This window comes from Ideonella flava (genome assembly GCF_051857595.1).
Lineage (GTDB): Bacteria > Pseudomonadota > Gammaproteobacteria > Burkholderiales > Burkholderiaceae_C > Ideonella.
Window position 1 is genome coordinate 452,230 of sequence record NZ_JBPZHD010000002.1, and the last position, 24,473, is coordinate 476,702.

A 24,473-nucleotide genomic window follows, 5' to 3' on the forward strand; every position below is an offset into this window, starting at 1 on the left:
CGCCAGGGCTCAGGGCCGATCAAGCGGCCTGTCGCGTGCGTCGACCGCGAGCTTCGGTCGCATCGATGACGCTTGCGGACGCTTCCTCGACCTGGCGGGTCATCGCGGCCTGACCCTGGCTCCACATCGCCATGCCACTCTGGCTGAGTTCGGCGAGGAACTCGGTGTAGTTCTTGAGCATGCCCTGAAACAGATGCATGAAGGCACCCGACTGCATGAGCTTCATCGCCGACTCGCTGGCTTGCTGGAACAACTGGCTGGCGTTGGCGCTGGCCTGCGCGGTGACCTCGGGTGAAGTCGAGAATCGGGTCAGCAGCTCCATGTTGGCCTGTGCCAGCTTGACGAAGGGTTGGGCCTGGGTTTGCATGAGGGTGTCTTGCATGGTGCTTCCTGGAATGGGACGCAGGCAGGGTTGAACAACGGGATGTTGCGGACCTGCGTCTGAGGGGGTGCCATCGGTCTGCGAACGCCCTCATGGAGAGGCCGGACACGAGCTGGAAGGGCACCAGACGACAACTCGGGAGCCGAGTTGCCGGGCGATGGGTTGTCTGCGCACGGGCAAGACAATCGAGCTCAGTATGGCAGGTTGCATAGCCCTACGGGTATATGACTGCAATAGAGTGCAACCCGAGGCCGACGGGAAGTGCCCGTGCAGAATGCCCTGCATGAAAAGGCGATCACGCACGTCCTCCTGGGCCAAGAGCTTCGAGCGCAGTTTCGTGGCGATGACACGCACGGCCACTGCGTCCGGTGCCCAAGTACTCGCCAAGACCTTGAAGCCGGTGGTGGCCAGGCGCACACCGCCACCGGGGGCCGGTGCGTGGATCCCCGGCGTCGCGATGGGCGCGGCCGGGGTCAGGCGCTTCCGGCTCTATCGCCCGCCAGGGGTCCAGTTCGGCGAGCGGCTGCCGCTGATGGTGATGCTGCATGGGTGCGGCCAGGATGCCAACAGCTTCGCTGCGAGCACGCGCATGAACCGCCTTGCGATGCGCGAACGCTTCCTGGTGCTCTACCCCGAGCAGGACCGTCTGGCCAATGGGCAGGGCTGCTGGAACTGGTTCGACACGAGCAGCGGCCGTGCCTATGGAGAAGCCGCCTTGATCATGAGGGCGATCGACCAGGTCTGCCTGCTGCATCCGGCGGACAAGGCGCGCGTCGCCATCGCTGGCCTGTCGGCCGGTGCGAGCATGGCGGCCTTGCTGGTCACCCGCCACCCGGGGCGTTTCAAGGCGGTGGTGATGCATTCCGGCATCCCGCCCGGCACTGCGCATTCCACCCTGTCGGCGCTGGGCGCCATGCATGGCCTTCGCCCGACGAAGCCCCTGGTCGCCACGCCGGGCACCATGCACACCGATTGGCCCCCCCTGCTGGTGATCCACGGCGATGCGGACGCCGTGGTCTCGCCCCACAACGGCCATGCCGCGGCGCAGGCGTGGGCTCGCGCAGCAGGGGCACGGGCGGGCCAGGTTCGCAGCGTGCGCAGAGGCCGGCGCTACCCGATGTCGATCACCGATTTCAAGCGCCAGGGCAGCACGGTGGCCACGCTGGTCGCTGTGCAGGGCCTGGCCCACGCGTGGAGTGGTGGCGCCGCGAGCAAGGCTTTCAGTGACGGCCAAGGTCCGGATGCGTCGCGCATGGCGTGGGCCTTTGCGGCCAGGCAGTTTCGCGCCGAGGGGTGAGCCTGCGAAGCGCACCTGCTCGCCTCGGCTGTCGCCGGGGTGGCCAGCAAAACCGACTGATCTAGGGGTGCGAAGGGCCGTCGCACCCCCTGAGCTGGGGATATCGGGATGTTCCGATCGGTCGCAACGATCCGGCTCCCGTCAACCAGTGGGGGTAGATCATGTCCAGTCAAGGCTTGATGGTTCTTCGGCGCGCGGCGCGCGCCCTCCCGTGGATCTTCACGGCGGCCGGTGCAGCCCCTGCGCTTGCGCAGGACTCGGCACCTGCACAGCCCGACGAACTCGACTTCCAGCCGCCCATCCTGCAGAAGGTGGACGTCACCGGCAGCGTCAATGCGCAGGCCACCAACCAGTACATCACAGCGACGATCACGCTCACCGACAACCTCTCCGGCGTCGCTTCGTTCGTCGTCGACTTCAGGTCGCCGTCCGGCATGCATCACGTGACGCGCCAGAAGAGCATTCCCTTGCCGCGCACCAAGGTGCAGTCCGAGATCTCGATAGGCGCTTCGCCGTTCTCGGAGCCGCCGTTCCTCAGGTTTGCCGAACCCGGCACCTGGACCATCTACAGCCTGACCGCCTCGGATGCAGCGGGCAATTCGGTGTCGTACAACGAGTCGCAGTTGAACGCCATCGGCGGCTATCACCGGTTCCAGGTGAGCAACAGCGGCGGCTACGACATCGTCCCGCCGGCGCTCGCCAGCGGCACGATCCAGACGCCCATCGTGCGCCTGTCGAAGGAGCCGAAAGGCATGCCGCCAGGCACGCCGCCCTTCGTGAACGCGCGCATCAGCATGACCGACAGCGGCAATGGCGCCATCTCCGGTTCATACAGCGGGCGCCTCATGTTCTGCCTGGCGGGCAGCGGCAGCTGCATCGCCGGCAACACGAATACCTTCACCATGAGCGGCATCAGCAATCGCGCCGGCCTCACGGCCAGCACGCTGACCGTGGGCACTTCGCTGGCGACCAATCAGGTGCTGGGCAACTACCTGATCTATTCGCTCGAGATGGTCGATGCGGCGGGCAGCCACAGGAAGCTGATCAGCACCGACTTCGGCGGCGGCAACACCGATTTCCACCCCTATTTCCCACAGGGCGTGGCCGTCTTCGTCAACCAGTGATCGTCTCACCGCGCGCCCGCCTGGGAAGGCGGGCGCGTGATGCGTGCGCTGCGGGCGACGCCTCGCCCCGGCAGGTCCGGTCCACAGGAGGATTTCAAATGTCGCGGCTGTTTGCAGGCTTGATCGTCCTCTTCCTCAACTTGGCGGGCGCGGCCTTCGCCCAGCCACCGAACATCGTCTTCATCCTGACGGACGACCTCGATGCGGCTGCGGCGGCCACCATGGAGCAGGTGCAGGCCTTGATCACCGACCACGGCACGCGCTTCGATCGACATTACGTGAACGTGTCGTTGTGCTGCCCGTCCAGGGTCTCGACGCTGCGCGGCCAGTTCGCGCACAACTCCGGCATCATCAGCAACTATCCCCCGGACGGCGGCTTCGAAGGCGCCTATGCCAAGGGCGTCGAGTCCTCGACCATCGCGACCTGGCTGAAGGATGCCGGCTACCGTACCGCGCTGTTCGGCAAGTACCTCAACGGCTACCCGGACACGGCTCCTTCGCCGAACTACGTGCCACCCGGCTGGACGGAGTGGTACGCGGCCAATGGCGGGTTTCCGTACAAGGGCTTCAACTACACCCTGAACGAGAACGGACAGACCTTTGCCTACGGCGGCGCCGAAGCCGACTACATGACGGACGTACTCTCGGCCAAGGCCACGAGCTTCATCAGCCGCACGGTCCGGGAGCATGCCGGCCAGCCGTTCTTCGCCTATATCGCCACCTTCGCGCCCCACATGCCGGCCGTGCCGGCGCCGCGCCATGCGGATGCCTTCCCCGGCATCCACGTGCCGCACACGCCCTCGTTCAACGAAGCCGACGTGAGCGACAAGCCCGCCTGGGTGCGCCATCTCCCCGTGCTGAACAAGCAGCAGATCGCCGAGGTCGACCTCGCCTACCGCCATCGGCGGCAATCGCTGCTGGCGGTGGAAGACCTGGTCAAGAGCGTGATGGACACCCTGCAGGCCACCGGCCAGCTGGACAACACCTACGTGTTCTTCAGCTCCGACAACGGCTTTCACCAAGGGCAGCACCGCCTGCCCCAGGGGAAGATGTCCGGCTTCGAAGAGGACATCCACGTACCGCTGAGCGTGCGCGGGCCAGGCGTGCCGATAGGGCGTGTCGTCGATGCGTTCAGCGCCAATGTCGATTACGCCGCCACCTTCGCCGAACTGGCGGGCGTCGCCGTTCCGCCTTGGATCGACGGGCGGTCGCTGGTGCCTTTCCTGCGCGGCCAGACACCCGTTCCCTGGCGGCAGGTGATGCTGCTGGCCCACCAGGAGGTCACGACCACTCCCCCGTTCAGGGAAGGCCATCGCGAGCCGCCGGACGCACAGGAAATCGCCGCGGTCGCGGTCACCAACTTCACCGGCCTGCGCACCGCGGACGGCCACACCTACATCGAATACCGGACCGGCGAGTTCGAGCTCTACAACGACTTGGTCGACCCGGATCAATTGAAGAACCGCTATGCCGGTGCCAACGCGAAGCTCAAGGCTCGCATGGCTGCGTGGTTGGGCGCGTTGCGCAACGCTTCGGGGGATGCCCTGCGCAAGGCCGAGGAGCGTGCCCCCTGATCGGGTCTCACACGGATGCCGGCGTGAGGTCTTGCATCGGGCACGTCGCACATGGCGCTACAAACGGTCCTCCTACCCATCCGAGGCGATCGCCATGACCAACATCTACGACGAGCTGCGCGCCAGCCACGCGAAGCAGCGACGTCTGTGCAGCAGCATGGTGCGAACGCTGGCCGGCAACCCCGCCAAACGCGAGGCCCTGTTCCGCGAACTGCGCATCGAGCTGGCCGCGCACGCAGCGGCGGAGGAGCGATACCTCTACGTCCCGATCCTGATGTTCGACATGGGCCTGAACAGCGCCCGCCACGCCCTGGCCGAGCACCATGACATGGACGAACTGGTCGAAGACCTCCGCGCGCTCGATTCCTCCGGCGAGGCCTGGGGCCCCAAGGCCAGCGAGCTGGTGCACAAGGTGCGGCACCACCTGAAGGAAGAAGAGACCAAGTTCTTCCAGGTGTCGGGCAAGCTCCTCAGCGACGCGCAGAAGGTGCGGCTGGCGGCGCAGTACCGGAAGGACTACGAGAGGATGGTGGGGGTGGCGGCGCAGCGGTGAGCGCGGTGGAGGATCGAAGGCGGCCCTGGTCATCCTCGAAAGCCCAGCGCTGGTCCTGGCTAAGTGCTTCTCCTACTTAGTTCGTGCGACGCATGAACGAATAATTCGGGTCGCCACCGCGTTGAAGCTTTCGTTTGCGCAGAGGAGCCAGCCACCAGCCGCTGCTCCCCTCAACTCCGGTGACCTCCAGGTCAACGGCGCGGACGACCGACGGCAACCCGCTGCGAAAGGGGCGCGTCTCGTGGTGCTCGGGCCACTGGCTCTGCCCGTGACGTGGCCGATTCGAAGAATGCGTTGACGTTCTCCAGGCTCACCGCCAAGCGCTGATACGCCGCTCACCGCCAAGTCGAGGAGGGAAAGAGAGATGGAGGGGGAAGGCCTGATGCGAGTCGCTGGTGCGACCTTGGAGTCGCCACGAGCACGCGAAGAGGAGGCACTCCACTCGCAGGCCTCTCGAGACTCAGCGGTCCGCTTCTATCGCCCTGAACTGGACGTGCTCCGCTTCATGGCGTTCATGTTCGTCTTCGTGGCGCACCGAAACGATCTGGCGCCGTTTGGTCGCAAGGAGCACCCATGGCTCTACGCGATTTCGCAGATCGGTGTTTATGGCGTTCCGGTGTTCTTTCTCCTGAGCGCTTTCCTGATCACCGAGTTGCTGGAGCGCGAGCGGGTGATGACCGGTGGCATCCAGGTTCGCGCCTTCTACGTGAGGCGGATATTGAGGATCTGGCCGCTGTATTTTCTGGTGTTTTTCGGCCTGGTCTTTCTGAATAATTTCCTGCCCGGAGCCGGCGCCGATTCTGCGACAAAATGGCTCTTCTTCATGCTGTTTGCCGGGAATTGGTACATCACCTTCCACGGGTGGATCGAGTATCCCGTCAATCCGATGTGGAGCCTGTCGGTGGAGGAGCAGTTCTACATCGTCATCCCTTTCCTGGCCTTGCTCGGACGCCGGGCGCTGGTGGCGGTCAACCTGGCCGTGCTTGTCGTTTCGTACGGCGTCATCATCTACTACGCGCAAGGCTTTACCCCCACCTCCGGTTTCAGTGGGCAATGGACCAACAGCTTCGTTCAGTTCCAGTTCTTCGCCGGCGGCATGTTGCTGGCCCTGCTCCTGCGTGGCCGGCAGCCTGATTGGCATATCGCGGTCAGAGTCGGCCTGCTGGCCCTCGCGGTCGCCCTGTGGTTGGTCGCATTCCTTGTCTTCGGGATCAAGGCCGATTTTCCCAGGTCTACCGTGGCCCAGAGTCTGGCGGGCTGGCCCTTGGTCCTGGCCGGTGCGGCGCTGATGTTGATCAGCCTGCTGGGTACGCCAAGGCGGTTTCTGCCAACGCCGCTGATCTATCTCGGTCGTATCTCGTATGGCCTCTACCTGATCCATATTTTCTTCTTCTGGCTGGTGTACGACCAATTCAAGCCGCAGCTGACCGAAGCCGCCGACGCCCTGGGTATAGGTGGCTGGCGGGACCATTTCGGCGCGCTCGTCGCCTTTGCCGCCACGGTGTTCTTTGCCTCGCTGCTGTATCGTGGTTTTGAAGAACCGTTCTTGCGGGTGAAGCGGCGCTTCACCTTCGTTCGCTCCCGCGATTGAGAGCATGGTGCGATAAGTCAGTGCTTCCTTCCATGAAAAAGCCAGCCTCGTTGCTTCGTCTTGCGTTCTTCATCGCTGCCTTGCTGATGCCCTGCACCCAGGCCGCGGCACAGGATCTGCCCGGAACGCGCGATTCACTTTACTCGGGCCTGTTGAAAGAGGAGCGCGTCTTCCAGGTGCTTTTGCCGGAGAAATACCGGCCCGGCTCGGAAGAAAAATACGACGTGCTCTACATCCTGGATGGCGATTCGAACCTGAAATCCATCTCCGCGATACAGCAGTTTGCCCAGGCCGAAGCGCATCTGCCGCCGATGATCATGGTGGCTGTTTTCAACACCCACCGAGATCGCGACATGCTGCCCGCGACCGCGACCGCAGCCTCGAGCGGCGCGGCCCACTTCCTGTCGTTCTTCAAGAACGAACTCATCCCCTACGTCAACAGGTCGTATCCGTCCAACGGCAACAACATCTTGTTCGGACACTCCTTTGGCGGCGTGTTCGCCATGTATGCATTGCTTGCCGAGCCGCAACTGTTCAATGCCTACCTCGCCATCGACCCGAGTTTCTGGTGGGGGGATGGTTACATGAAGAAGTTCGCCAGCGACAAGCTGGGCGCCGTGTCTCAGCCCGGCAAATCGCTTTTCATCGCCGGGCGTGAGGGCGAGGGTCTCCAGCAGATGGGGATTGCCGACATGGAATCCCTCCTGAAGGCCAAGGCTCCCAAGGACCTGAATTGGAAGGTCGCGGCCTACTCAGGCGAGACCCACGGCTCCGTCAGGCTCAAGGGCATCTACGATGGCCTGAGGTATTTCTACGAGGGTTACAGCGACCAGGCGGTCGAGTTCCACCCGATGAACGGCATCGTCCTCAAGGATCAGCCCTACAAGATCTACTACGTGGGCTCCTCCGATTTGGTGCGCTATACGACCGACGGCAGCGAACCCACACCGGCGTCGGCGAAGATGCCGCAAGAAATCACGCTGACGAACAGCGCACAGGTCTCAGCCAAGGTGGTGGGCCGCCATGACCGGCACAACAGGACGACGGTCGGCCGGTTCGAACTCCGGAATGCGCCCCGCCCAGGTGCCCCGCCCCATGATGCCAAGCCGGGCGGTTTGCACTACTCGTATTTCGAGGGTCAATGGGACGCGCTGCCCGATTTCGGTGGGTTGACAGCCGTCCGATCCGGCGCGGCAGACAAGGATTTTGCCCTCGACAAGCTTCCGCGCCAAACCGACTTCGCCTGCCTCTTCGAGGGTTTCATTGAAATCCAGAATGCTGGCTATTATGTCTTTGCGCTGGACTCGGACGACGGATCGAAACTCTTCCTTGGCGACCAGTTGCTCATTTCGTACGACGGCTTGCATGGCGGCGGAAACTCCAAAAGCTACTTGATTCCCCTGGAGAAGGGCTTCTACCCGATCCGCATGGAGTATTTTCAGAAGGCGGGCGGCGCGCTCTTGAACTTGCGATATGTCGTTCCAACCGACGAAACAGAGAAAGTGGTCCCCGTGCCGCTTGAACGCCTGTATGGCAAGCGTTGACCTGCGCAGCGGCCAGCAAAGGCGTCCATGGGGGCGCGCCGTTGTCGAACAGGTACCCGCGAGAGCAAACTGCGGCCCGTATGCCTCATGGAGGTTCGCATGCCGCGACTCATTTCCAACGGCGGGTACTGGCGGCTCCTCGGCCGCTCGGTCCTCGGACTCGGCGCGCTGATGCTGGGGTCCGGCGTCTTGGCCGGAACGCTCAAGCTGGAGGTGCTGTTTTCGCTGGCGCACCCTTACGAAGATGCCCAGCGTACCGGGCGGGCTGCGCAGGGGGGCGATGACAGGATCTTCTTCTCGTTTTCCGCCACGTCCTCGCTGCCCTGTGGCGTCTTCCTGGTGTTCGACCCGCGCGACGGCAGCTTCACGCCGGTGAATGCCGGCGGTGCCATCGGCTGCCATCCGTCGACCTTGATGGTCGACGAGCAGGGCGTGCTGTGGGGCAAGACGGATTCGTATGGGGCGCACAACCGCGGGACCTTGTTCCGCATTCCTGTGGGCGGACAGCCCGAAGTCGTTCATGCCTTCACCGAAGCCGAAGGCTATGCCGGCTTCGTGCCGCCGGTGCCTTGGCCGGGCGGCGGGATCCGGGTGGCCCGGTACTTCACGCCGCAAAGCGACTACGGGCAGATGGAACGCTATGAAGCGCCGGATTACGCGGGCGAGATCTACGGCTGGTTCGACGGCATCTTCGCCTACCCTCAGGCCTTGGCCGCGCGAGGCGACGGCTTCGTCTATGGCCTGGCCCATCACCTCGTCGATCCGGTCGGCCAGGCGCTGTTCCGAATGGACGAGACCGGCAGGCTCGAGGTCCTGCAGGTCTTCAGCGATCGCGACGTGAACCTCGACATGGTCGTCGGCAGCGATGGCTACATCTACCTGACGAACCGATGGAAACGCCACCAGGGCACGGGCAGCGGAGACCGCGTGATCAGGGTCAGTCCGGGCGGGGAGGTGACGGACGTGCACCGGTTCTTCTGCCGCCTGGGCTGCTGGCCGGAGACGGCGCCCATCCTGGCCACCGATGGCTGGCTCTACGGGATGGCCTTTGGGGGCCAGGACGAGTTCGGCGTCATCTACCGCGTTCGCCCGGATGGGAGCCTCTACGAGAAGCTGTTCAATTTCGTGCGTCACAGCAAGCAGGGCAGCTTCCCGCGCGACGGCCTGTTCCAGGCGCGCGACGGCTACATCTACGGCCGCACGGCTGACGAAGGCCAGATCTTCCGCTTCGCGCCGCCGCCCTGATCAGCCCGCCTTCAGCAATCGCTGTCCAGCGATGACATCGGCGAGTTCCTGCAGCAAAGCGGCCTTCATGCCGGCTGACCGGTTCCACGGGATGGCGGTCGCGTCCTGGCCGGCATCGAGCCAGCGCAGCCCGCGTGCCCGAAGCGGCTGGGGGCAACCTCCAGCGGCATGGCCGGGCCCTGGCGCGGTTCAGCGGCCTTCCCGGGGGGCTGACTCCACCAGCGAAGTGATGGCCTGCGACTGGAAAGTCTCCGCCAAGGTGATCAGGCGCTCGGCGAACGAGGCGTAGCGCGCGTCAAGAGTCCTGAGCAACTCCGCGCGCTCTCGAAGCGACTGCATGTTGCCGATGGTGGCGAGTTCGCGCAGCGCCTGCATCTCTTCCGGGGGCGGGTACTCGAAGTTGTTGCGATCCTCTTCGCCATCGCCGGGCCTTCTCGTGGTGCTGTGCACGCCGTAAACCCACGAAAGGCCCATCAGGCGCCCCAAGGTCTCGAGCAGGATGGCCCGATCGATCGGCTTGGGGACGAAGGCGTCTGCGCCCGCCGTGTGAAAGCGTTTCTCGACCTCGCGGGTGGGGCTGGCCGAAGTGGCGATGATCCGGACGTGGGCCAGCGCCGGCAACTGCCTGAGGCGCCGGGTCGCCTCGAAGCCGTCCATCACCGGCATCATCGCGTCCAGCATGATGAGATCCGGCCGGGTTCTGCCGGCCACCTCGAGGCCCTCCTGGCCATCGCCGGCTTCGAGGACTTCGAATCCCACCGCATTCAGCAGATCGAACAGCATGGCGCGGTTCTGCGGCACGTCGTCGACGACCAGCACCCTCCTGCGTGGCCCTTCATAGCCCGTCGGCGTGCCGCGCCCCAGGGCCAAGGGGGCCCGCGGCTGCGCTGTCGGCAGCTCGAGCTCGAACGAGAAGATGCTGCCTTCGCCCGGCCGGCTTCGCACCTGCACATCGCCGCCCATCAGGCGCACGAGCTGCCGGCTGATGGCCAGGCCGAGGCCGGTGCCACCCTCGCGCCGCGGGCTGTCGCCGACCTGCTCGAAGGGCTGGAACAGGCGTGCCAGTTGCTCTTCGCTCATGCCTATGCCGCTGTCCTGCACCTCGAAGCGCAGCCGCACCGTCGCCGGCGCACTGTGGGCATCCCGCCGCAACCTCGAGCTTGTCCCCAGTGCGCGCACCTGCAGCGTGACCTCTCCGCTGTCGGTGAACTTGATGGCGTTGGACAGCAGGTTGAGCAGCACCTGGCGCAGGCGCTTCTCGTCGGCCCGCACGGCGGCCGGCAACCTGCCGGCGGTGCGGTAGTTGAACAGCAGGTTCTTCTGCTCGGCCCTCACGCGGACGATGTCGCACACCGCCTCCAGGAACCTCGGCAGGTCGATCTCGCTCGGGTTCAGGCTCAGCTTGGCGGCGTCTATGCGCGCCATGTCCAGCACGTCGTCGATGAGGCTGAGCAGGTGCAGTCCGCTCTCTTCGATGATCTTCACCGCCCGTGCCTGGCGCGGGTTGAGGGACTGGTCCCGCTGCAGGATCTGCGCGAAGCCCAGGATGCCGTTGAGCGGCGTGCGCAGCTCGTGGCTCATCTGCGCCAGGAACTCGCTGCGCATGCGAGCCAATCGCTGAGCCTCGGCCAGCGCGGTCTCGCGGGCGGCCTCGGCCGCCTTGCGCTCGCTGATGTCGCGGGCCACGCCGACCGTTCCCAGCACGGTGCCGTCCTCGTCGAGCACCGGGGCCTTGAAGGTCTCCAGCCAGAGGGTGCCGCCCGGCAGGCTGTGGGCTTCTTCCAGGGTCTTCTGGCGGCGCGAGCTCATGACCTCCAGGTCGTCCGCGCGGTAGGCGTCGGCCTGTTCGCGCGGCGACACATCGTGATCGGACTTGCCGACGAGTTCGTCCGGGCTCTTGCCGCGGGTCTGGGCCGCGGCCTGGTTGACGGCCAGGAAGCGGCCTTCGGTGTCCTTGAACCAGGCCCACATGGGCAGCATGTCGATCAGCGTGCGAAGGTAGCGCGCCTGCTGGCGCAGCTCGGCCGTGCGAGCCTGCACGCGCTGCTCCAGCGTCTCGAACGATTGCTGCAGCTCGCCGAGCATGTCGTTGAAGGCCCGGGCCAGCGCACCGACCTCGTCCGGGGCCTCGATGACGACGTGCTGCAGCCTCTCCAGCACCTGCTGCTGCGGGCCCTCTTCGAGCCGGTTGCGGGAGGTGATCTCCTTCACCGCGGAGGTCAGGTTGACGATGGGATCCATGAAGCGCTTCACCCACCACAGGCCCACCGCCACGCTCAGCAGCATGGTGGCGCCCGCCGCCAGCAGGATGGCCACGACCGTCTGCCGGATGTTGTCGAGCGTGCTGTCTCGCGGTGTGGCCAGGGCCAGCAGCAGACGCGGCTGGTTCTCGAACTGCCAAGGCAGCAAGGCGACGTAGAACGACTTTTCGCCGACAGTGACCGAGCGCTGCAGGGGGCCCGACGCCTGGGGAAAAAGCGTGGCCTGGGCTTGCTGCAGCATCTCCGGCGGGATGACGGGCTGGTCGTCCAACTGCTGCCTGTGATGGCCGTCCGGCGACAGCAGCACCGGCGACTTGCCGGTCTTCTGCGTCACGTTCTCCAGCATCGCGCGGCCGATCACCTTGCGAAAGACGACCACGGCCACGATGCGCGACGTTCTGCCTGGCGGGGGCGCGGCCTGGCTCGCCGCGGCGGGATGTTGCGGTCCCGGTTCACCGCCCACCGACAGTTCCGAGAAGAAGCGCACGACCGGGGCGTGCAGGGCATCGGTCAGCACATCGTCGACGTAGCCCTGCACCGGTACCGCGATCTCCATCACCGACTCCCCAGGCGCGGGAAAGACGAATGAAACGCCGGGCCGCCCGGGCGACGCGTCGAAACGAGCGTCCGCCATCGGGAATGGCGGCAAGGGCGCTTCGCTCCAGGCCGGCCAACCCTGGAACGGAATGTCGCCTTGGGCGTTGGCCGTCGCGGCGGTCCATGCCTGGCGACCGTCCTCCCGCGTGACGCTCATGCCCGCATCGACTGCCGAGATGACATGGCTCAGCTGCCCCCGGGTATAGACCGCGATGCTGGAGAAGCCGCCGGTGCGCAACGCCAGTTGCAGGCGATTCAGGGCCACTGTTTTCCGGTAGCCGAGAGTCCTCGCCATCTCTCGTCGCTCGGCGGCCCGGGCGGGGTCCGCGAGGTTGAACTCCAGCGAACTGAGCTCGCCGAGCTGGTTGAGAATCGCCGCGTCGCCGACCGTGGCGAGCGCAACGCCCTTCAGCTGCTGGGTCATGGCCTGCAGATCGCTCTGCCACGCCTGCAGATCGTTGCTGAGGCTTGCAAAGGCCGCCTGCTCGTTCTGCCGGTTCGTGAAGAAGGAGGCGAGCAGCGCGTTCAGCGCCGTGCTGAGCGCCAGAACGCCGACCAGCACGAGCAGTATCTTCTGCTTGATGCCGAACTTCATGACTCGGCCCGGGCGATGGCGATGACGATGACGATGGTGCTCCGCGCTGGCCGCGTCATTTCGAATACCCGCGGTTGGCCGCGATGTCTTCGTCGATCGTGTGAGCGGCACGGGTCAGCTCGGTCTGCACGTCAGCGCCGGCAATGATGGCGCCCACGGCCGTCGCAAACGCCTTGCTGATCGTGCCGTAGCCCGGCGTTGCCGGACGCGGGAATCCGTGACCCATGAAGAGCTGCTGCGCGAACACGTTCAGCGCGCCATGGCTGCCGGTGAGCTTGGACCGCGGGAGCACCGACTTGCGGGCGGGGACTGCACCGATGGCATCCGAAATGCGAAGCACTTCGTCCGCTGACATCAGATAGGAAAGAAACGCCCACGCGCCGGCCGGCTCCGGGCAGGTGCTCGTGATGCTCCAGCCCCACGAGCCCATGCCGGTCTTGAGCCCGTGCCCGAAGTCGGGCAAGGGCAGCAGGATCAGGTCGTCGCCCAATGCCGCGCGGAAGGGGGTGTACCGCCAATGCCCTGTCCATGCCAGGGCCGTCTTGCCCTTTTCAAAGTCGTCGTTGCGATCGACCGCACGAGCCCAACCCTCGCGGAACCAACCCTGCAGGCGTGTCATTGCCGCGACCGACTGCGGCCCGTCGAGCACGCCGCCGGCCTTGGGGTAGCTCGCGCGGTCGATGAAGTCGCCTCCGAAGCCGGCCAGTATCGGCAGGTAGGCGTAGGCAAAGAACTCGCTCGCTCCTGTGTAGACGGCGAGGTCGAGTGGATAGTCCACGCCATCGACCCGGGCGAGCTTGTCCATCGCCTGCTCGAACTCCGCCAATGTCCACGGCTGGGCGACGGTGGGGATGCGCACGCCGGCGGCCCTGAGGTAGCGGCGGTTCGCCCAGAGGCCGAGCCCGGAATCGCGTTGTGCGAGGCTGTACAGGTGTCCGTCGTAGGTTCCCTGGGCCAGGATGGATGGCAGCAAGTCGCTTCGCATTTCGGGCGAGACGAACTTGTCCAGCGCCTGCAGATAGCCTCGCCAGGCGAATCCGGCGACGAACGGCCCGTCGACTTCCAGCAGGCACGGCAGCGCTCCGGAGACGGCTACGCTCTGCACCCAGTCCGCATAGTTTTGGTAGTTGGCCGCATACAACTCGGCCCTGTAGTCCTGCTGCGCACTGTTGAAAGCAAGTGTCGCGGCCTTGAGCAAGCCTCGCTGGTCGGTACTGCCCGACCACACGGCAATCGTCTTCGGGGCGGCCACGGCGACGTTCACATCGGCGGCCATCAGCAGGGTGAACAGGAGGAGGCTGCGGCGCCATGGACGGAAAGGGAGGGTGTGAATCATTGCTTGCAAGCGACCACCGTCCCGGTCGGTGGCTACCGCGAATATAGAGCCGCGCAATGCACCAGGTTCTACTCGATCAGCGTGATGTCGCCATGGCGGTGGATGGACTTGTCCGGCGCCGCGGCCGTCATCCAGCCGGCAGGGCCTGCGCCCAGGATGACAACGCGGCCCTTCAGAACTCGTAGTTCAGACCCAGCACCACGGCGCGCCCGTTGAGGACACCGCCTGTGCCGACCGGCAGCCCATTGATGGTGCCGTTGGCCTGCAGGCTGGCGAGGCTGCTCTGGTTCAGATGGCCGTCGGCCAACAGCTTGTCGAACAGGTTGTGCACGTTCAGGTCCACGGTGGCGCCGGGCATGAATCTCCAGCTCATGTTCATGTTCACCAGCACCTCGGCCGGGGCAAAGTACTGCGAGCTGGTGTTGACGTTGCTGCGCCCGCGGCCGACGATCATCACGCCGCCCATGAAGTCGCCGATCCGGTAGCTCGGCGCGAGCATGTACATCAGGTCCGGCACGCCCGCGGGCCGGTTGCCGACGCCAGAGGAGACCAGGTTCTGCGGATCGGCGCCCTGGGCGTTGGCGGTGACCTTCGCGTCGGTCCAGGTCATGCTGGCCACCATCGCGAAGCCGCCCGACCTCAGCGAGCCCTCCAGTTCCACGCCGGTCGACTCGTAGGCGCTTTGGTAGTAGGTGCCGGTCGGGCCTTGCGTCAGGTCGAAGTTCGAGGATCCATAGCTGCTGTGGAACAGCGTGGCGTTCGCGCTGTAGGCCAGTTCGCCGAACTGCCCGCGGTTCTTCACGCCGATCTCCTGCTGCTTGACGTGGCTGACGACCTTCTGCCGGCCGGAGTCGTTGAGCGAGCCATCGGGGTTGGTGTAGCCGGACAGGATGTTGCGGTCGACGTTGAAGCGGCCGCCGCGGCTGACGCGGCCGAACACGCTGGTGTCGTTGTTCACCGCGTACAGGGCGCCCACCGAGTAGGAGCTGTAGCTCGCGTCGTAGTGCAGCGCCTCGCGGGTGGCCGGGTCCAGCACCGAACTCGACACGAGCGAGCCGTCGATCAGGCTGGTCTGCGTCGTTGCCGCGCTGGCGGACTCGGCCCAGCCGTTGACGCGCAGCATGTCGTGGCGCACCCCCGCGTCGAGCTGGAGGGCGCCGCTTTCCCAGTTGGCGGTCAGGTAGGGCGCGGTGTTCGCGGCGCTGAGGTCGTAGGTGCGGTTGACCCCAGGGCCCCGGGCCGTGTTGAAGCCGGACACGCCGTTCAGCGTCAGCAGCTGGCCCGTGGTGCTCAGCAGATCCAGGCCCGCCGGGTTCACCCCCTCGAGCGTCTGGTAGTGCGCGTTGATGTGCCAGTCCTGCGCGATGTGCTGGTCCATGTAGAAGAGGCCACCGGTGACGCTCGTCTTGCCGCCCGCAAGGTCGAAGGTCTTGCTCGCGTTCAGGTCGTTGGCCCTGCTACCCATGTCGCTCATGCGCGTGAAGGTCTGCGTGCCGGTGTTCAGGTAGCTGCCGGTGAACGCCTGGCCCTTGGACGGGCCGTTGGCGTAGACGATGCTGCCCACCGTCTGGCCGTTGACCGTCGATCCGATGATGCTCGACGGCATGGCCAGGCCCATCGTGTTGTTCGAGAAGGTGCCGCGCATCTGCGTGTAGCGGAACTTGTCGTCGATCGTGAAACCGCCCCCCGGTGTCAGGTGCAGCTGCAAGCCGTAGGCGTTGGCCACGGGATGCAGGCCGTCGGTCCTCCGCCGGGTCAACTGGCCCGTCGTGCTGTCGACGACGTTGATCACTTCGTTGTACACGCCTACCGTGGAGCCGGTGCGGGCATCGAAGCCCGGGAACGGAGACAGGCCGGTGAAGCCGCTCGAGCCGGCATGCACGAGCGACGGGTACGACGTGTAAAGCGGCTCGGTGTCGTCGAGCAGCTTCACGTTGAAGCGGACATAGCCGAGCGTGCCCAGGTCCTTGGTCAGGTTGGCCTTGATCTGGTAGCCCTTCTGCGCGTCGAACCCCGGGTCGCGCAGGCCGCGGCCTTGGATGACGAAGCCGTCGGCATGGAAGTGCAGGCCTTCAGCGAGCGCGCCAGCCGCGGTGAAGTAGCCCTTGGTCGCGTTGTAGTTCAACGCCGATTCCAGCCCGACGGAGCCGCCACCGACCGTGCCGGTGTCGGACACGAAGTTGATGACCGCGCCGGGGGCGCCCGACGCCAGCACCGAGGCCGAGCCTCCGCGCACCGCCTCGATGCTGTTCGAGCGGTTGAAGCGGATCCAGTAGTCGTTGTTGCCGAAGTTCATGTCGCCGAAGAGCACTGTCGGCAGGCCGTCTTCCTGGATCTGCACGAACGGCGAGCCGCCCGTGGTGACCGGCAGGCCGCGCACGCTGATGTTCGCGTTGCCGCCGGGGCCGTTGCCGCCTTGGTCGATCATGCCCGGGATGAGGCGCAGCACTTCGGCCTGCGTCTGCGGGTTCATCGCCCTGACGAGGTCGTCGTCGATGGTGGTCACCGACAGAGAACTCCTCAGCTTGGACCTGGCCATCGACGCGGTGGTCACAACGATGCGCTCGAGGTTCAACGAATCGGCCTGCCGGGCGGGCGTGGGCGGGGCCGCGGCGGTGTCCGGCATCGGCGCGGAGGCCGCAGCGGCAGCGGGCGCGGCCGCGGTTTGGGCGATCACGGGCCCTGCGAGGAGCGCCGCGAACGACGAGGCGGCGAGCCTGGCGGCCAGCGGGGTGAGACGGGGCTGCCGGAGCGAGCCGAGGAGAGCGTGATGCACAGTGCCTCCTCTCGAGGGGGCTTCAATACTCTGCCGTCCGTCGGGCCCGGTCAAGCTCCTCAACCCGCGTCAGCGATGTAACGCGGACGGTCTCCAGCGACTCCTCGGCCCGACCTCCTCGCCGGCGATGCGGTGGGGAAAGCGCCGTCGACCTTCATGCCGGCGCCCCTGGCGGGTACAGCCCGTGCACGCGGGCAAACAGCCGCGTCAGGCCCAGCAGCGCGTCGATGTTCGGGATGGCCAGGCCCAGCCGTTGGCCGATCTCCTGCACGGCGCCGACGATGGCATCGAGCTCGATCGGGCGACCGGCTTCGGCGTCCTGCAGCATCGAGGTCTTGAAGGCACCGAGCCTGGCGGTGACCAGGTGCCGGTCCTCCGGCGTCTGCGTGATCGGGCAGCCGACGCGCTCGCCGATGAGCGCCGCTTCCGCCATCGCGGCAGAGCAGAAGGCACGAACGAGCGGATCGGCGAGCACCTGGTCGATGGTGGCACCGGTCATCGCGGACACCGGGTTCATCGTCAGGTTGCCCCACAGCTTGAACCACATGTCGTCGCGGATACGCTCGGAGTGCGTGACGTCGAAGCCCGCTTGCTGCAGCAGCTCGCAGATCCGCCCGGCCCGGGCGCTGTGGCCGCCCAGGGGCTCGCCGACGATCAGCCCGCGGCCCATCCTGTGCTGCACGAGACCCGGCTCGGGCGACGAGGTGCTGGCATGAACGACCGCACCGACAACGCGCTCGAAGGCGATGCCCTGGGCGATGCGGCCCTCGGGATCCAGCGCCTTCAAGGGCGTGCCACTCAGGGCAGGAACGCCTTCCACGAACCACCACGGCACGCCGTTCATGGCGGGAAGCACCACGGTCTGCGGGCCGAGCAGAGCCCGGATCTGCTGCGCCACCTGGGCGAGCGCGGGGCCTTTCACGGCGATGATGACCAGGTCCTGCGGCCCCAGGTCGCTCGGCTCGTCGCTGGCCCTGGCCGGCGCGCGAACCAGGCCTTGCTCCGTCTGCAGGCGCCAGCCGTGTTGCTTCAGTGCCGCGAGCGTCTGGCCGCGCGCCAGGGCGGAAACGTGGACGTGTCCGGCCGCCGCCAGCCGCGTGCCGATGAAGCCGCCGATGGCGCCGGCGCCCACGATGCAGACCTTCTTCATGCCGCTTCGCCTTTCGCCTGGCGCAGGTTGCTCTTGAAGCGCTCGGGCACGCGTTCGTCGAAGCCCAGCGCGACGCGTCGAACCTCGGGCGAGTCGGTGGGCGCATGGCCCACGCCCAGCGCGCTCGCGCGCGGCGCCTCGATCGCGACCACCGTGCCGCTGAGGCGGCCCAGGCCGGTGATCTCGCATTCGACGGTGTGGCCCGGGTCGACGCTGCGCGAGTGGCAGGGCGTGCCCATCAGCAGCACGTCGCCCGCCAGCAGGGTGATGTGGCGCGCGAGGTCGGCGATGACGTAGTGCGGCCCCCAGATCGTCTCCTCGCCGATGTGAGCCTCCTGCACCACTCGGCCGTTGACGTAGGTGCGCAGCGTCTGCTCGAACAGGTTGATGCCGCGCACGATGCCGGGGCCTATGGGCAGCAGCGTGTCCGCCCCCTTGACGCGCAGCATGCTGCCCTGGTCGGTGTCGCGGAAATCCTGCAGCCCCATGTCCAGCGCCGGGCAGAAGCCCTCGATGTAGTCCCAGGCCTCGTCGGGCGTGACGTTGCGGCAGGTGCGGCCGATCACCACCGCGTACTCGCCCTCGTAGTTCAGGTACTGGCAGTCGGCCGGCTTGAGGATCTGGCCGCGGTGGCCGTTCAGCGACGTGGTCGGCTTGGTGAAGTAGGTGGGCGTTTCCGTCGGGCGCGGCCGGTTGCGTGTCTCGTGGCTGCGCGAGCTGTAGCTGATGTGGACGGCGATGATCTTGGAGGGGTCGACCGGCGGCAGGTACGCGGCGCCTTCGGCATCGACGGTGCGTCCGTCATCGAGCCTGAGCCGGCCCTGGTCCGGCCCGGACTCGACGAGCGTGCCCCAGAAGGCGCTGCCGCCCAGGAGGATGCGCCGGCGTTCGGTGCGCGGGCCGGTCATCACGGCCGGCAGGCGCTGGAGCGGGAAATCGAAGTTCATGGCGTTGTTGCCTCGCCCAGGGTGTCGAACCAGATGTGGACGTTGCCGGTGCCGCGGGCGTTCTCGTATTCCGACAGCACTTGACCTTCGGCGCGGCACTTCGCGCCGCCCATCGCGCCGAGCATCTGCAGGTAGTGGGCGCCGAAGGCCTCCCACGGCAGGCGCCGGTATTCGTCGTTCCAGCGCGCCAGGATCTCGTCGTGGCGGCCTTGCTCCATCAGCGCGATGGCGGCCTTGTCGCTCGCCATGTTCTCGGGCGAGGAGACGTTGGACTCGTGGAAGATCCGCGGGTGTCGGGGCTTCCAGTCGATCGGGTTGAACTTGTGGCTCAAGGCGCCCGAGGCCAGCAGCAGCACGCGCAGGCCGCTGCGCGAGATGGCCTCGCCTAGGGTCTCGCCGGAGTCGAGGAAGTGCTTCCATTCGCAGTTCTGGCAGGAGCTGACGGTCACGACGGGCAGGTCGCTGAGCTCGAGCCGCAGCTGCTTGACGAGGTTGACCGTCGCGTACTGCCGGCCCAGGTCGGGATGGGAGATGGCGCGGTTGTAGCCGCCGCGCTCGCGCGAGACCGTCTCGATCAGCGCCGCGAGCGCCGGGTGGCCGCGGTAGTCGTACGGCACGCCGTGCAGGTACCACGGCATCTCGTCCGAGATGTAGGTGCCCTGGTAGCGCTTGCCGCCGTCGACGAGGTGGTAGCCGGTGGTGAACCAGTGGCTGTCGAAGATCATCACCACGTCCGGCCTCGCGGCCTCCATGCGCTGCCGCAGGCGTGCATAGCCGGCGATGAGGTCGGAATCCGCGCCGGCGCCCATGGCGCGGCGGAACTCCTCGCACTGCATCAGGCCCGGGTGATGCGAAACCAGCGCCGCGCCAACGATCTGTCCCATCGATCTCTCCTTCAACGATGCGCGAAGCTGGCGCGGAAAGGCTTCTTCGGCAGCACGATGTCCTTGACGTCGCAGAAGAACTCGAAGCTCCACTCGCCGCCCTCGCGGCCTATGCCGCTGCGCTTGATGCCGCCGAAGGGGGCGGCCAGGTCGCGGATGCCGAAGCTGTTGACCCAGATGAAGCCGGTGCGAACGCGCTCGGCCACGGCGGTGGCGTGCGCGGTCTCGCCGTAGCAGACGCCGCCGAGTCCGTAATCGGTGCCGTTGGCCAGGGCCACCGCCTCGTCGTCGTGGCCGAAGGTCTGCAGGGTCAGCACGGGCCCGAAGACCTCGTTCTGCACGATCTCGTCGTCCTGCTGCAGGTTCGTCACCAGCGTCGGGCTGAAGTACAGGGCGCCGAACGCGTGCCGCCCGCCGCCCCACAGCAGCTTGGCGCCGCCGGCCACCGCACGGTCGACGAAGCCCTGGACGCGCTCGACCTGCCGCGGATGGATGATGGGGCCGACCTCGGTGGCCTCTTCGCGCGGGTCGCCGATCACCAGCTGGTCGACCAGCGGCCGCATGCGTGCCACGAACTCGTCGGCGACCTGCTCGTGCACCAGCAGGCGCGTGCCCGCCAGGCACACCTGGCCGGCGTTGCGGTACATCAGCGTGGCCGTGGCCGCCGCGGCGTCCAGGTCCGCGTCCTCGAGCACGATGAACGGGCTCTTGCCGCCGAGCTCCAGGCTGCAGGGCACCAGGTTCGCACCGGCTGCCTGGGCGATGCGCCTGGCGGTCGGGACGCTGCCGGTGAAGGAGACGCGGGCGACGCGCGGGTCGGCGACCAACCGGGCGCCGGTGGTCGCGCCGGTGCCCTGCACGACGTTGAACACACCGGGCGGCAGGCCCGCCGCATCGGCCGCGTCAGCCAGCAGCGAGCACGTCAGCGGTGCCCACTCGGGCGGCTTCAGCACGCAAGTGTTGCCCGCCGCCAGCGCCGGCCCGAGCTTCCAGGTGGACAGCATGAGCGGCGCATTCCATGGCGTGATGATCACGGTGACACCGGCCGGATCGTGCCGGACGATGTGGCGGGCCTGCTCCGTGTCGATGGGCCTGTCCTGCAGCTCCAGGGCATGTCGGGCGAACCAGCGGATGTTCAGCATGGCCCGCGGCACGACGCCGTGCTGCATGCGCGAGAGCAGCACGCCGGCATCGGTGCTCTCGACCGCGCACAGCGCCTGCGCCCGCCGTCCGATCTCGTCGGCGAAGCGCTCCAGGCAGGGCAGGCGCTGCGCCGCGGTGAGTGCGCTCCAGCTGGCGAAGGCGCGTTGTGCCGCCTGGATGGCGGCCTCGACATGCTCCTCGTCGCCTTCGGCCACGTGGCCCAGCACGCGTTGGTCTATCGGGCTGAAGAGCTCGAAGCTGCGCTGGCCGGGGACGCGGGCGCCGTCGATGTAGTGGTCGGGCGAGACGAGGTGGTCGCCGATCCGCAAGGGTTCTGTGCTCATGAGGTTTCGTTCGGATGTCGAAGGGGTGAGGCCTGCCGACGGGCGCTAGTCGCCTATCGATTTGCCGGGGTTCATCAGCCCGCGAGGGTCGAGCGCCTGCTTGATCGCGCGCATCAGCTGCAGCTCGATGGGCGACTTGTAGAGGGCCGCTTCTTCGCGGCGAAGCACGCCCAGACCGTGTTCGGCGGAGATGGAGCCCTCGTGGGCGATCACGGCGTCGTGCACCAGGCGGTTGATCGGTTCTTCGAGCGACTTGAACCGGTCCCGCCGTTCAGGCGTCGCGTCACCAGCCGCCGGGGACAGGTTGTAGTGGAGGTTCCCATCGCCCACGTGGCCGAAGACCACCAGGCGCGTTTCGGGGAAGGCCTGCGCCAGCGCCGCGTCCGTCGATTCGATGAAGTCGGCAATGCGCGAGATGGGCAGCGAGATGTCGTGCTTGATGGTCGGCCCTTCGGCGCCCTGCGATTCGGAGATGTCCTCGCGCAGGGCCCACAGCGACTGGAACTGCGCGAGGCTCGCGGAGAGCGCGGCGTCGGTCGCCAGGCCTTGATCGAAGGCCAGCTCCAGCAGGGCCTGCAGGCCCGCACTGGCCCGTTCGCCTTCCTGCGCCTCGCTCACCTCCATGAGCACGTACCAGGGCGAGCGCTCGGGCAGAGGCAGGCGGGCGGAGGGGACGTGCCGCTCCACCAGCGCCAGGCACGTGTCGCTCATCAGCTCGAAGGCGGTCAACGAGGACGACAGCTGCTCCTGCGCCAGCTGCAGCAGCTCGACAGCGGCACGCGGCGATGGCACGGCGACGAAGGCGACCGCCTGGGCCTTGGGCAGCGGAAACAGTTTCAGCACGGCGGCCGTGATGACGCCGAGGGTGCCTTCGCTGCCGATGTACAGATCGCGCAGGTCGTAGCCGGTGTTGTCCTTGCGCAGCCGGCGCAACGCGCTCCAGACGCTGCCATCGGCAGTGACGACCTCGAGGCCGAGGCAGAGTTCGCGCGCATTGCCGTAGCGCAGCACCTGCACGCCGCCGGCATTGGTGGCGAGGTTGCCGCCGAGGGTGCAACTGCCCTCGGCCGCCAGGCTCAACGGGAACAGGCGGCCCGCTTCGCGCGCGGCCTCCTGGACGCGCTGCAGCGTGGCGCCGGCCTCGACCTCGATCGTGTTCGTGACCGCATCGACCGAGCGGATCCGGTCCAGACGGACGAGCGACAGGACCAGGGCGCGGCCCGAGGCGTCGGGCGTGGCGCCGCCGGAGAGCCCGGTGTTGCCGCCCTGGGGCACGACCGGCACGCCGTGCGAGTGGCACCAGCGCACGATCGCGGCCACGCCCTCGGTGTCCCTGGGTTGCGCGACCGCGAGGGCCTGCCCCGTCCATTTGCCGCGCCAATCCGTGAGGAAGGGCGCCATGTCGGCGGCGTCGGTAAGCAGCCGGCCGGTGAACGACCCGCGTAGCGTTTCGATGTCCATGGCCTGCCAATCAGTACGAGGAGGTCGGCGCGGCGTTCGCCATCGGCGCATCGGGCTCCGGGGGCGACTTGAAGCGGCGCGCCAGCGAACGCGTCGCGGCCGCCAGCATCGTGGCCTCCACGCCCACCGCGACGAAGCGGGCGCCCAGCTCGATGTAGCGACGCGCCACCGCCTCTTCCACCGCCAGCACGCCCGGCGCCTTGCCGGCGCGCAGGATGCGGGCGATGGCCTGTTCCACCACCGACCGGACCTCGGGGTGCGAAGGCTGGCCGAGCAGGCCCATGGAAGCCGAGAGGTCGGATGGGCCGATGAAGACGCCATCCACCCCTACGACTGCGGCGATGTCATCCAACTGCTCCATCGCGGCCAGCGTCTCCACCTGCACCAGCAGGCACACGCCGTCGTTCGCCTGCGCCAGGTAGTCGGGGATGCCACCCCAGCGCGAAGAGCGCGCCAGGCCGCTGCCCACGCCGCGGATGCCTGCCGGCGGGTACTTCATCGCCCGCACGATCTCGCGGGCCTGCTGCGCGCTTTCGACCATGGGCACCAGCAGCGTCTTCGCGCCGATCTCGAGCACCTGCTTGATCAGGGCCGCATCGCCGTGCGGAACGCGCACCACCGGGTGCGGCGGATACGCCGCGATGGCCTGCAGGATGGCCAGCGTCGAGCGCAGGTCGTTCGGACCATGCTCGCCGTCCACCAGCAGCCAGTCGAAGCCGGCGGTCGCGCACAGCTCGGCCGAGTACGCATCCGCCAGCCCCAGCCACAGGCCGATCTGCGCCTGGGGCTGGCCGAGGGCGGCCTTGAAAGGGTTGTGGGTCGAAGCAGGCATCAGACGAACCTCATCGAGATGGAGCCGAGGGGGCCGTAGTCGGCATGGAAGGTGTCGCCGGCCGTGCACGCCACCGGGCGCGTGAAGGAGCCGCCCAGCACGATCTCGCCCGGCTCCAGCGCCTCGTCGTAGGCGGAGATCTTGTTGGCCAGCCAGGCCACGCCGTTGGCGGGGTGGTTGAGCACGGCCGCGCCGAGGCCCGATTCCTCGATCACGGCGTTCTTGAACAGCAGCGCGCCGGCCCAGCGCCAGTCGACCGCGTCCGGCTTGACCGGCCGGCCGCCCAGCACGATGCCGGCGTTGGCCGCGTTGTCGGCGATGGTGTCGCGCACGGTGCGGGGTGCCTGGGTGCTGCGGTCGAACTGCTCGATGCGCGCGTCTATGAGCTCCAGCGCAGGCACCACGTAGTCGGTGGCACGCAACACGTCGAAGATCGTGGCGCCGGGGCCCTGCAGTCGCCGGCCCAGGATGAAGGCGAACTCCACCTCGAAGCGAGGCACGATGAAACGCGCGGCCTCGACCTCGGAGCCGTCGCGCAGCACCATGCTGTCCAGCAGCACTCCGTGGTCGGGCTCGGTGATCTGTGCCGCGATCTGCATGGCGCGCGAGGTGAGGCCGATCTTGCGACCCACCGCCGTGCGACCCGCCGCACGCTGCAGGTTGATCCATTGCCGCTGGATGGCGTAGCTGTCGTCCAGCGTCAGCTCCGGATAGCGCTTCGAGAAATGCTCGACCTGCACCCGGCTGGCCTCGGCCTGCTGAAGCTCCAGAGCCAGCTGGCAGTGCACCGCTTCTTGCAACATGGGTTGGTCTCCGGTTCGGTCGACCACGGCAGGC

General features: G+C 67.1%; 18 protein-coding genes. 7 read left to right on the forward strand and 11 right to left on the reverse strand.

What is annotated here, in order from left to right; translation table 11 throughout:
- Positions 1-19: 19 nt before the first annotated feature.
- A complete protein-coding gene (locus tag ACS5PM_RS05790) occupies positions 20-382 on the reverse strand; it encodes a hypothetical protein (protein WP_439386430.1) in 363 nt (120 codons plus the stop codon).
- Positions 383-665: 283 nt separating this feature from the next.
- Between ACS5PM_RS05790 and ACS5PM_RS05795 the strand changes: the two genes are divergently transcribed.
- From ACS5PM_RS05795 to ACS5PM_RS05825, 7 genes are all read left to right on the forward strand, one after another.
- On the forward strand, positions 666-1,679 hold the full coding sequence (locus tag ACS5PM_RS05795) for an extracellular catalytic domain type 1 short-chain-length polyhydroxyalkanoate depolymerase (RefSeq protein ID WP_439386432.1): 1,014 nt from the start codon (positions 666-668) through the stop codon (positions 1,677-1,679).
- A gap of 161 nt (positions 1,680-1,840) precedes the next feature.
- Positions 1,841-2,803 carry a hypothetical protein gene (locus tag ACS5PM_RS05800; protein WP_439386434.1) on the forward strand — a complete coding sequence of 321 codons (963 nt, stop codon included), beginning with the start codon at positions 1,841-1,843 and terminating at the stop codon, positions 2,801-2,803.
- Between the two features lie 98 nt (positions 2,804-2,901).
- A complete protein-coding gene (locus ACS5PM_RS05805; protein WP_439386436.1) occupies positions 2,902-4,377 on the forward strand; it encodes a sulfatase family protein in 1,476 nt (491 codons plus the stop codon).
- A gap of 94 nt (positions 4,378-4,471) precedes the next feature.
- The gene (locus tag ACS5PM_RS05810; protein ID WP_439386438.1) at positions 4,472-4,930 is read left to right on the forward strand and encodes a hemerythrin domain-containing protein; all 459 of its coding nucleotides are present in this window, start codon (positions 4,472-4,474) and stop codon (positions 4,928-4,930) included.
- Between the two features lie 382 nt (positions 4,931-5,312).
- Positions 5,313-6,521 (forward strand): acyltransferase family protein, encoded by a 1,209-nt coding sequence (locus ACS5PM_RS05815; protein WP_439386440.1) that lies wholly within the window; start codon positions 5,313-5,315, stop codon positions 6,519-6,521.
- Positions 6,522-6,553: 32 nt separating this feature from the next.
- Positions 6,554-8,065 carry an alpha/beta hydrolase-fold protein gene (locus ACS5PM_RS05820; protein WP_439386442.1) on the forward strand — a complete coding sequence of 504 codons (1,512 nt, stop codon included), beginning with the start codon at positions 6,554-6,556 and terminating at the stop codon, positions 8,063-8,065.
- Positions 8,066-8,164: 99 nt separating this feature from the next.
- A complete protein-coding gene (locus tag ACS5PM_RS05825) occupies positions 8,165-9,310 on the forward strand; it encodes a choice-of-anchor tandem repeat GloVer-containing protein (RefSeq protein ID WP_439386444.1) in 1,146 nt (381 codons plus the stop codon).
- Positions 9,311-9,499: 189 nt separating this feature from the next.
- Here ACS5PM_RS05825 and ACS5PM_RS05830 read toward each other — a convergent pair whose 3' ends face one another.
- From ACS5PM_RS05830 to hpaH, 10 genes are all read right to left on the reverse strand, one after another.
- Entirely contained in the window at positions 9,500-12,763 is a 3,264-nt protein-coding gene (locus ACS5PM_RS05830; protein ID WP_439386446.1) for an ATP-binding protein, read from the reverse strand.
- Between the two features lie 55 nt (positions 12,764-12,818).
- Complete coding sequence (locus ACS5PM_RS05835) at positions 12,819-14,099, reverse strand: extracellular solute-binding protein (RefSeq protein WP_439386448.1); 1,281 nt, start codon at positions 14,097-14,099, stop codon at positions 12,819-12,821.
- 172 nt (positions 14,100-14,271) lie between these two features.
- Complete coding sequence (locus ACS5PM_RS05840; RefSeq protein WP_439386450.1) at positions 14,272-16,776, reverse strand: TonB-dependent receptor domain-containing protein; 2,505 nt, start codon at positions 16,774-16,776, stop codon at positions 14,272-14,274.
- A 253-nt stretch (positions 16,777-17,029) separates the two neighbouring features.
- Positions 17,030-18,025, reverse strand: a complete 996-nt coding sequence (locus ACS5PM_RS05845) for a 2-dehydropantoate 2-reductase (protein ID WP_439386452.1) — start codon at positions 18,023-18,025, stop codon at positions 17,030-17,032.
- Positions 18,022-18,972, reverse strand: coding sequence for a fumarylacetoacetate hydrolase family protein (locus ACS5PM_RS05850; RefSeq protein WP_439386454.1), 951 nt, complete (start codon positions 18,970-18,972; stop codon positions 18,022-18,024). The genes ACS5PM_RS05845 and ACS5PM_RS05850 overlap by 4 nt, the downstream gene beginning before the upstream one ends.
- Complete coding sequence (locus ACS5PM_RS05855; protein ID WP_439386456.1) at positions 18,969-19,856, reverse strand: DODA-type extradiol aromatic ring-opening family dioxygenase; 888 nt, start codon at positions 19,854-19,856, stop codon at positions 18,969-18,971. Before ACS5PM_RS05855 ends, ACS5PM_RS05850 begins: the two co-directional genes overlap by 4 nt.
- Positions 19,857-19,867: 11 nt before the next feature.
- Positions 19,868-21,343, reverse strand: a complete 1,476-nt coding sequence (locus ACS5PM_RS05860) for an aldehyde dehydrogenase family protein (protein WP_439386458.1) — start codon at positions 21,341-21,343, stop codon at positions 19,868-19,870.
- Between the two features lie 45 nt (positions 21,344-21,388).
- Positions 21,389-22,804, reverse strand: coding sequence for an FAD-binding oxidoreductase (locus ACS5PM_RS05865; protein ID WP_439386460.1), 1,416 nt, complete (start codon positions 22,802-22,804; stop codon positions 21,389-21,391).
- Between the two features lie 10 nt (positions 22,805-22,814).
- Complete coding sequence (hpaI, locus tag ACS5PM_RS05870) at positions 22,815-23,636, reverse strand: 4-hydroxy-2-oxoheptanedioate aldolase (protein ID WP_439386462.1); 822 nt, start codon at positions 23,634-23,636, stop codon at positions 22,815-22,817.
- The gene (gene hpaH, locus ACS5PM_RS05875) at positions 23,636-24,439 is read right to left on the reverse strand and encodes a 2-oxo-hept-4-ene-1,7-dioate hydratase (protein WP_439386464.1); all 804 of its coding nucleotides are present in this window, start codon (positions 24,437-24,439) and stop codon (positions 23,636-23,638) included. The genes hpaI and hpaH overlap by 1 nt, the downstream gene beginning before the upstream one ends.
- Positions 24,440-24,473: the final 34 nt, after the last annotated feature.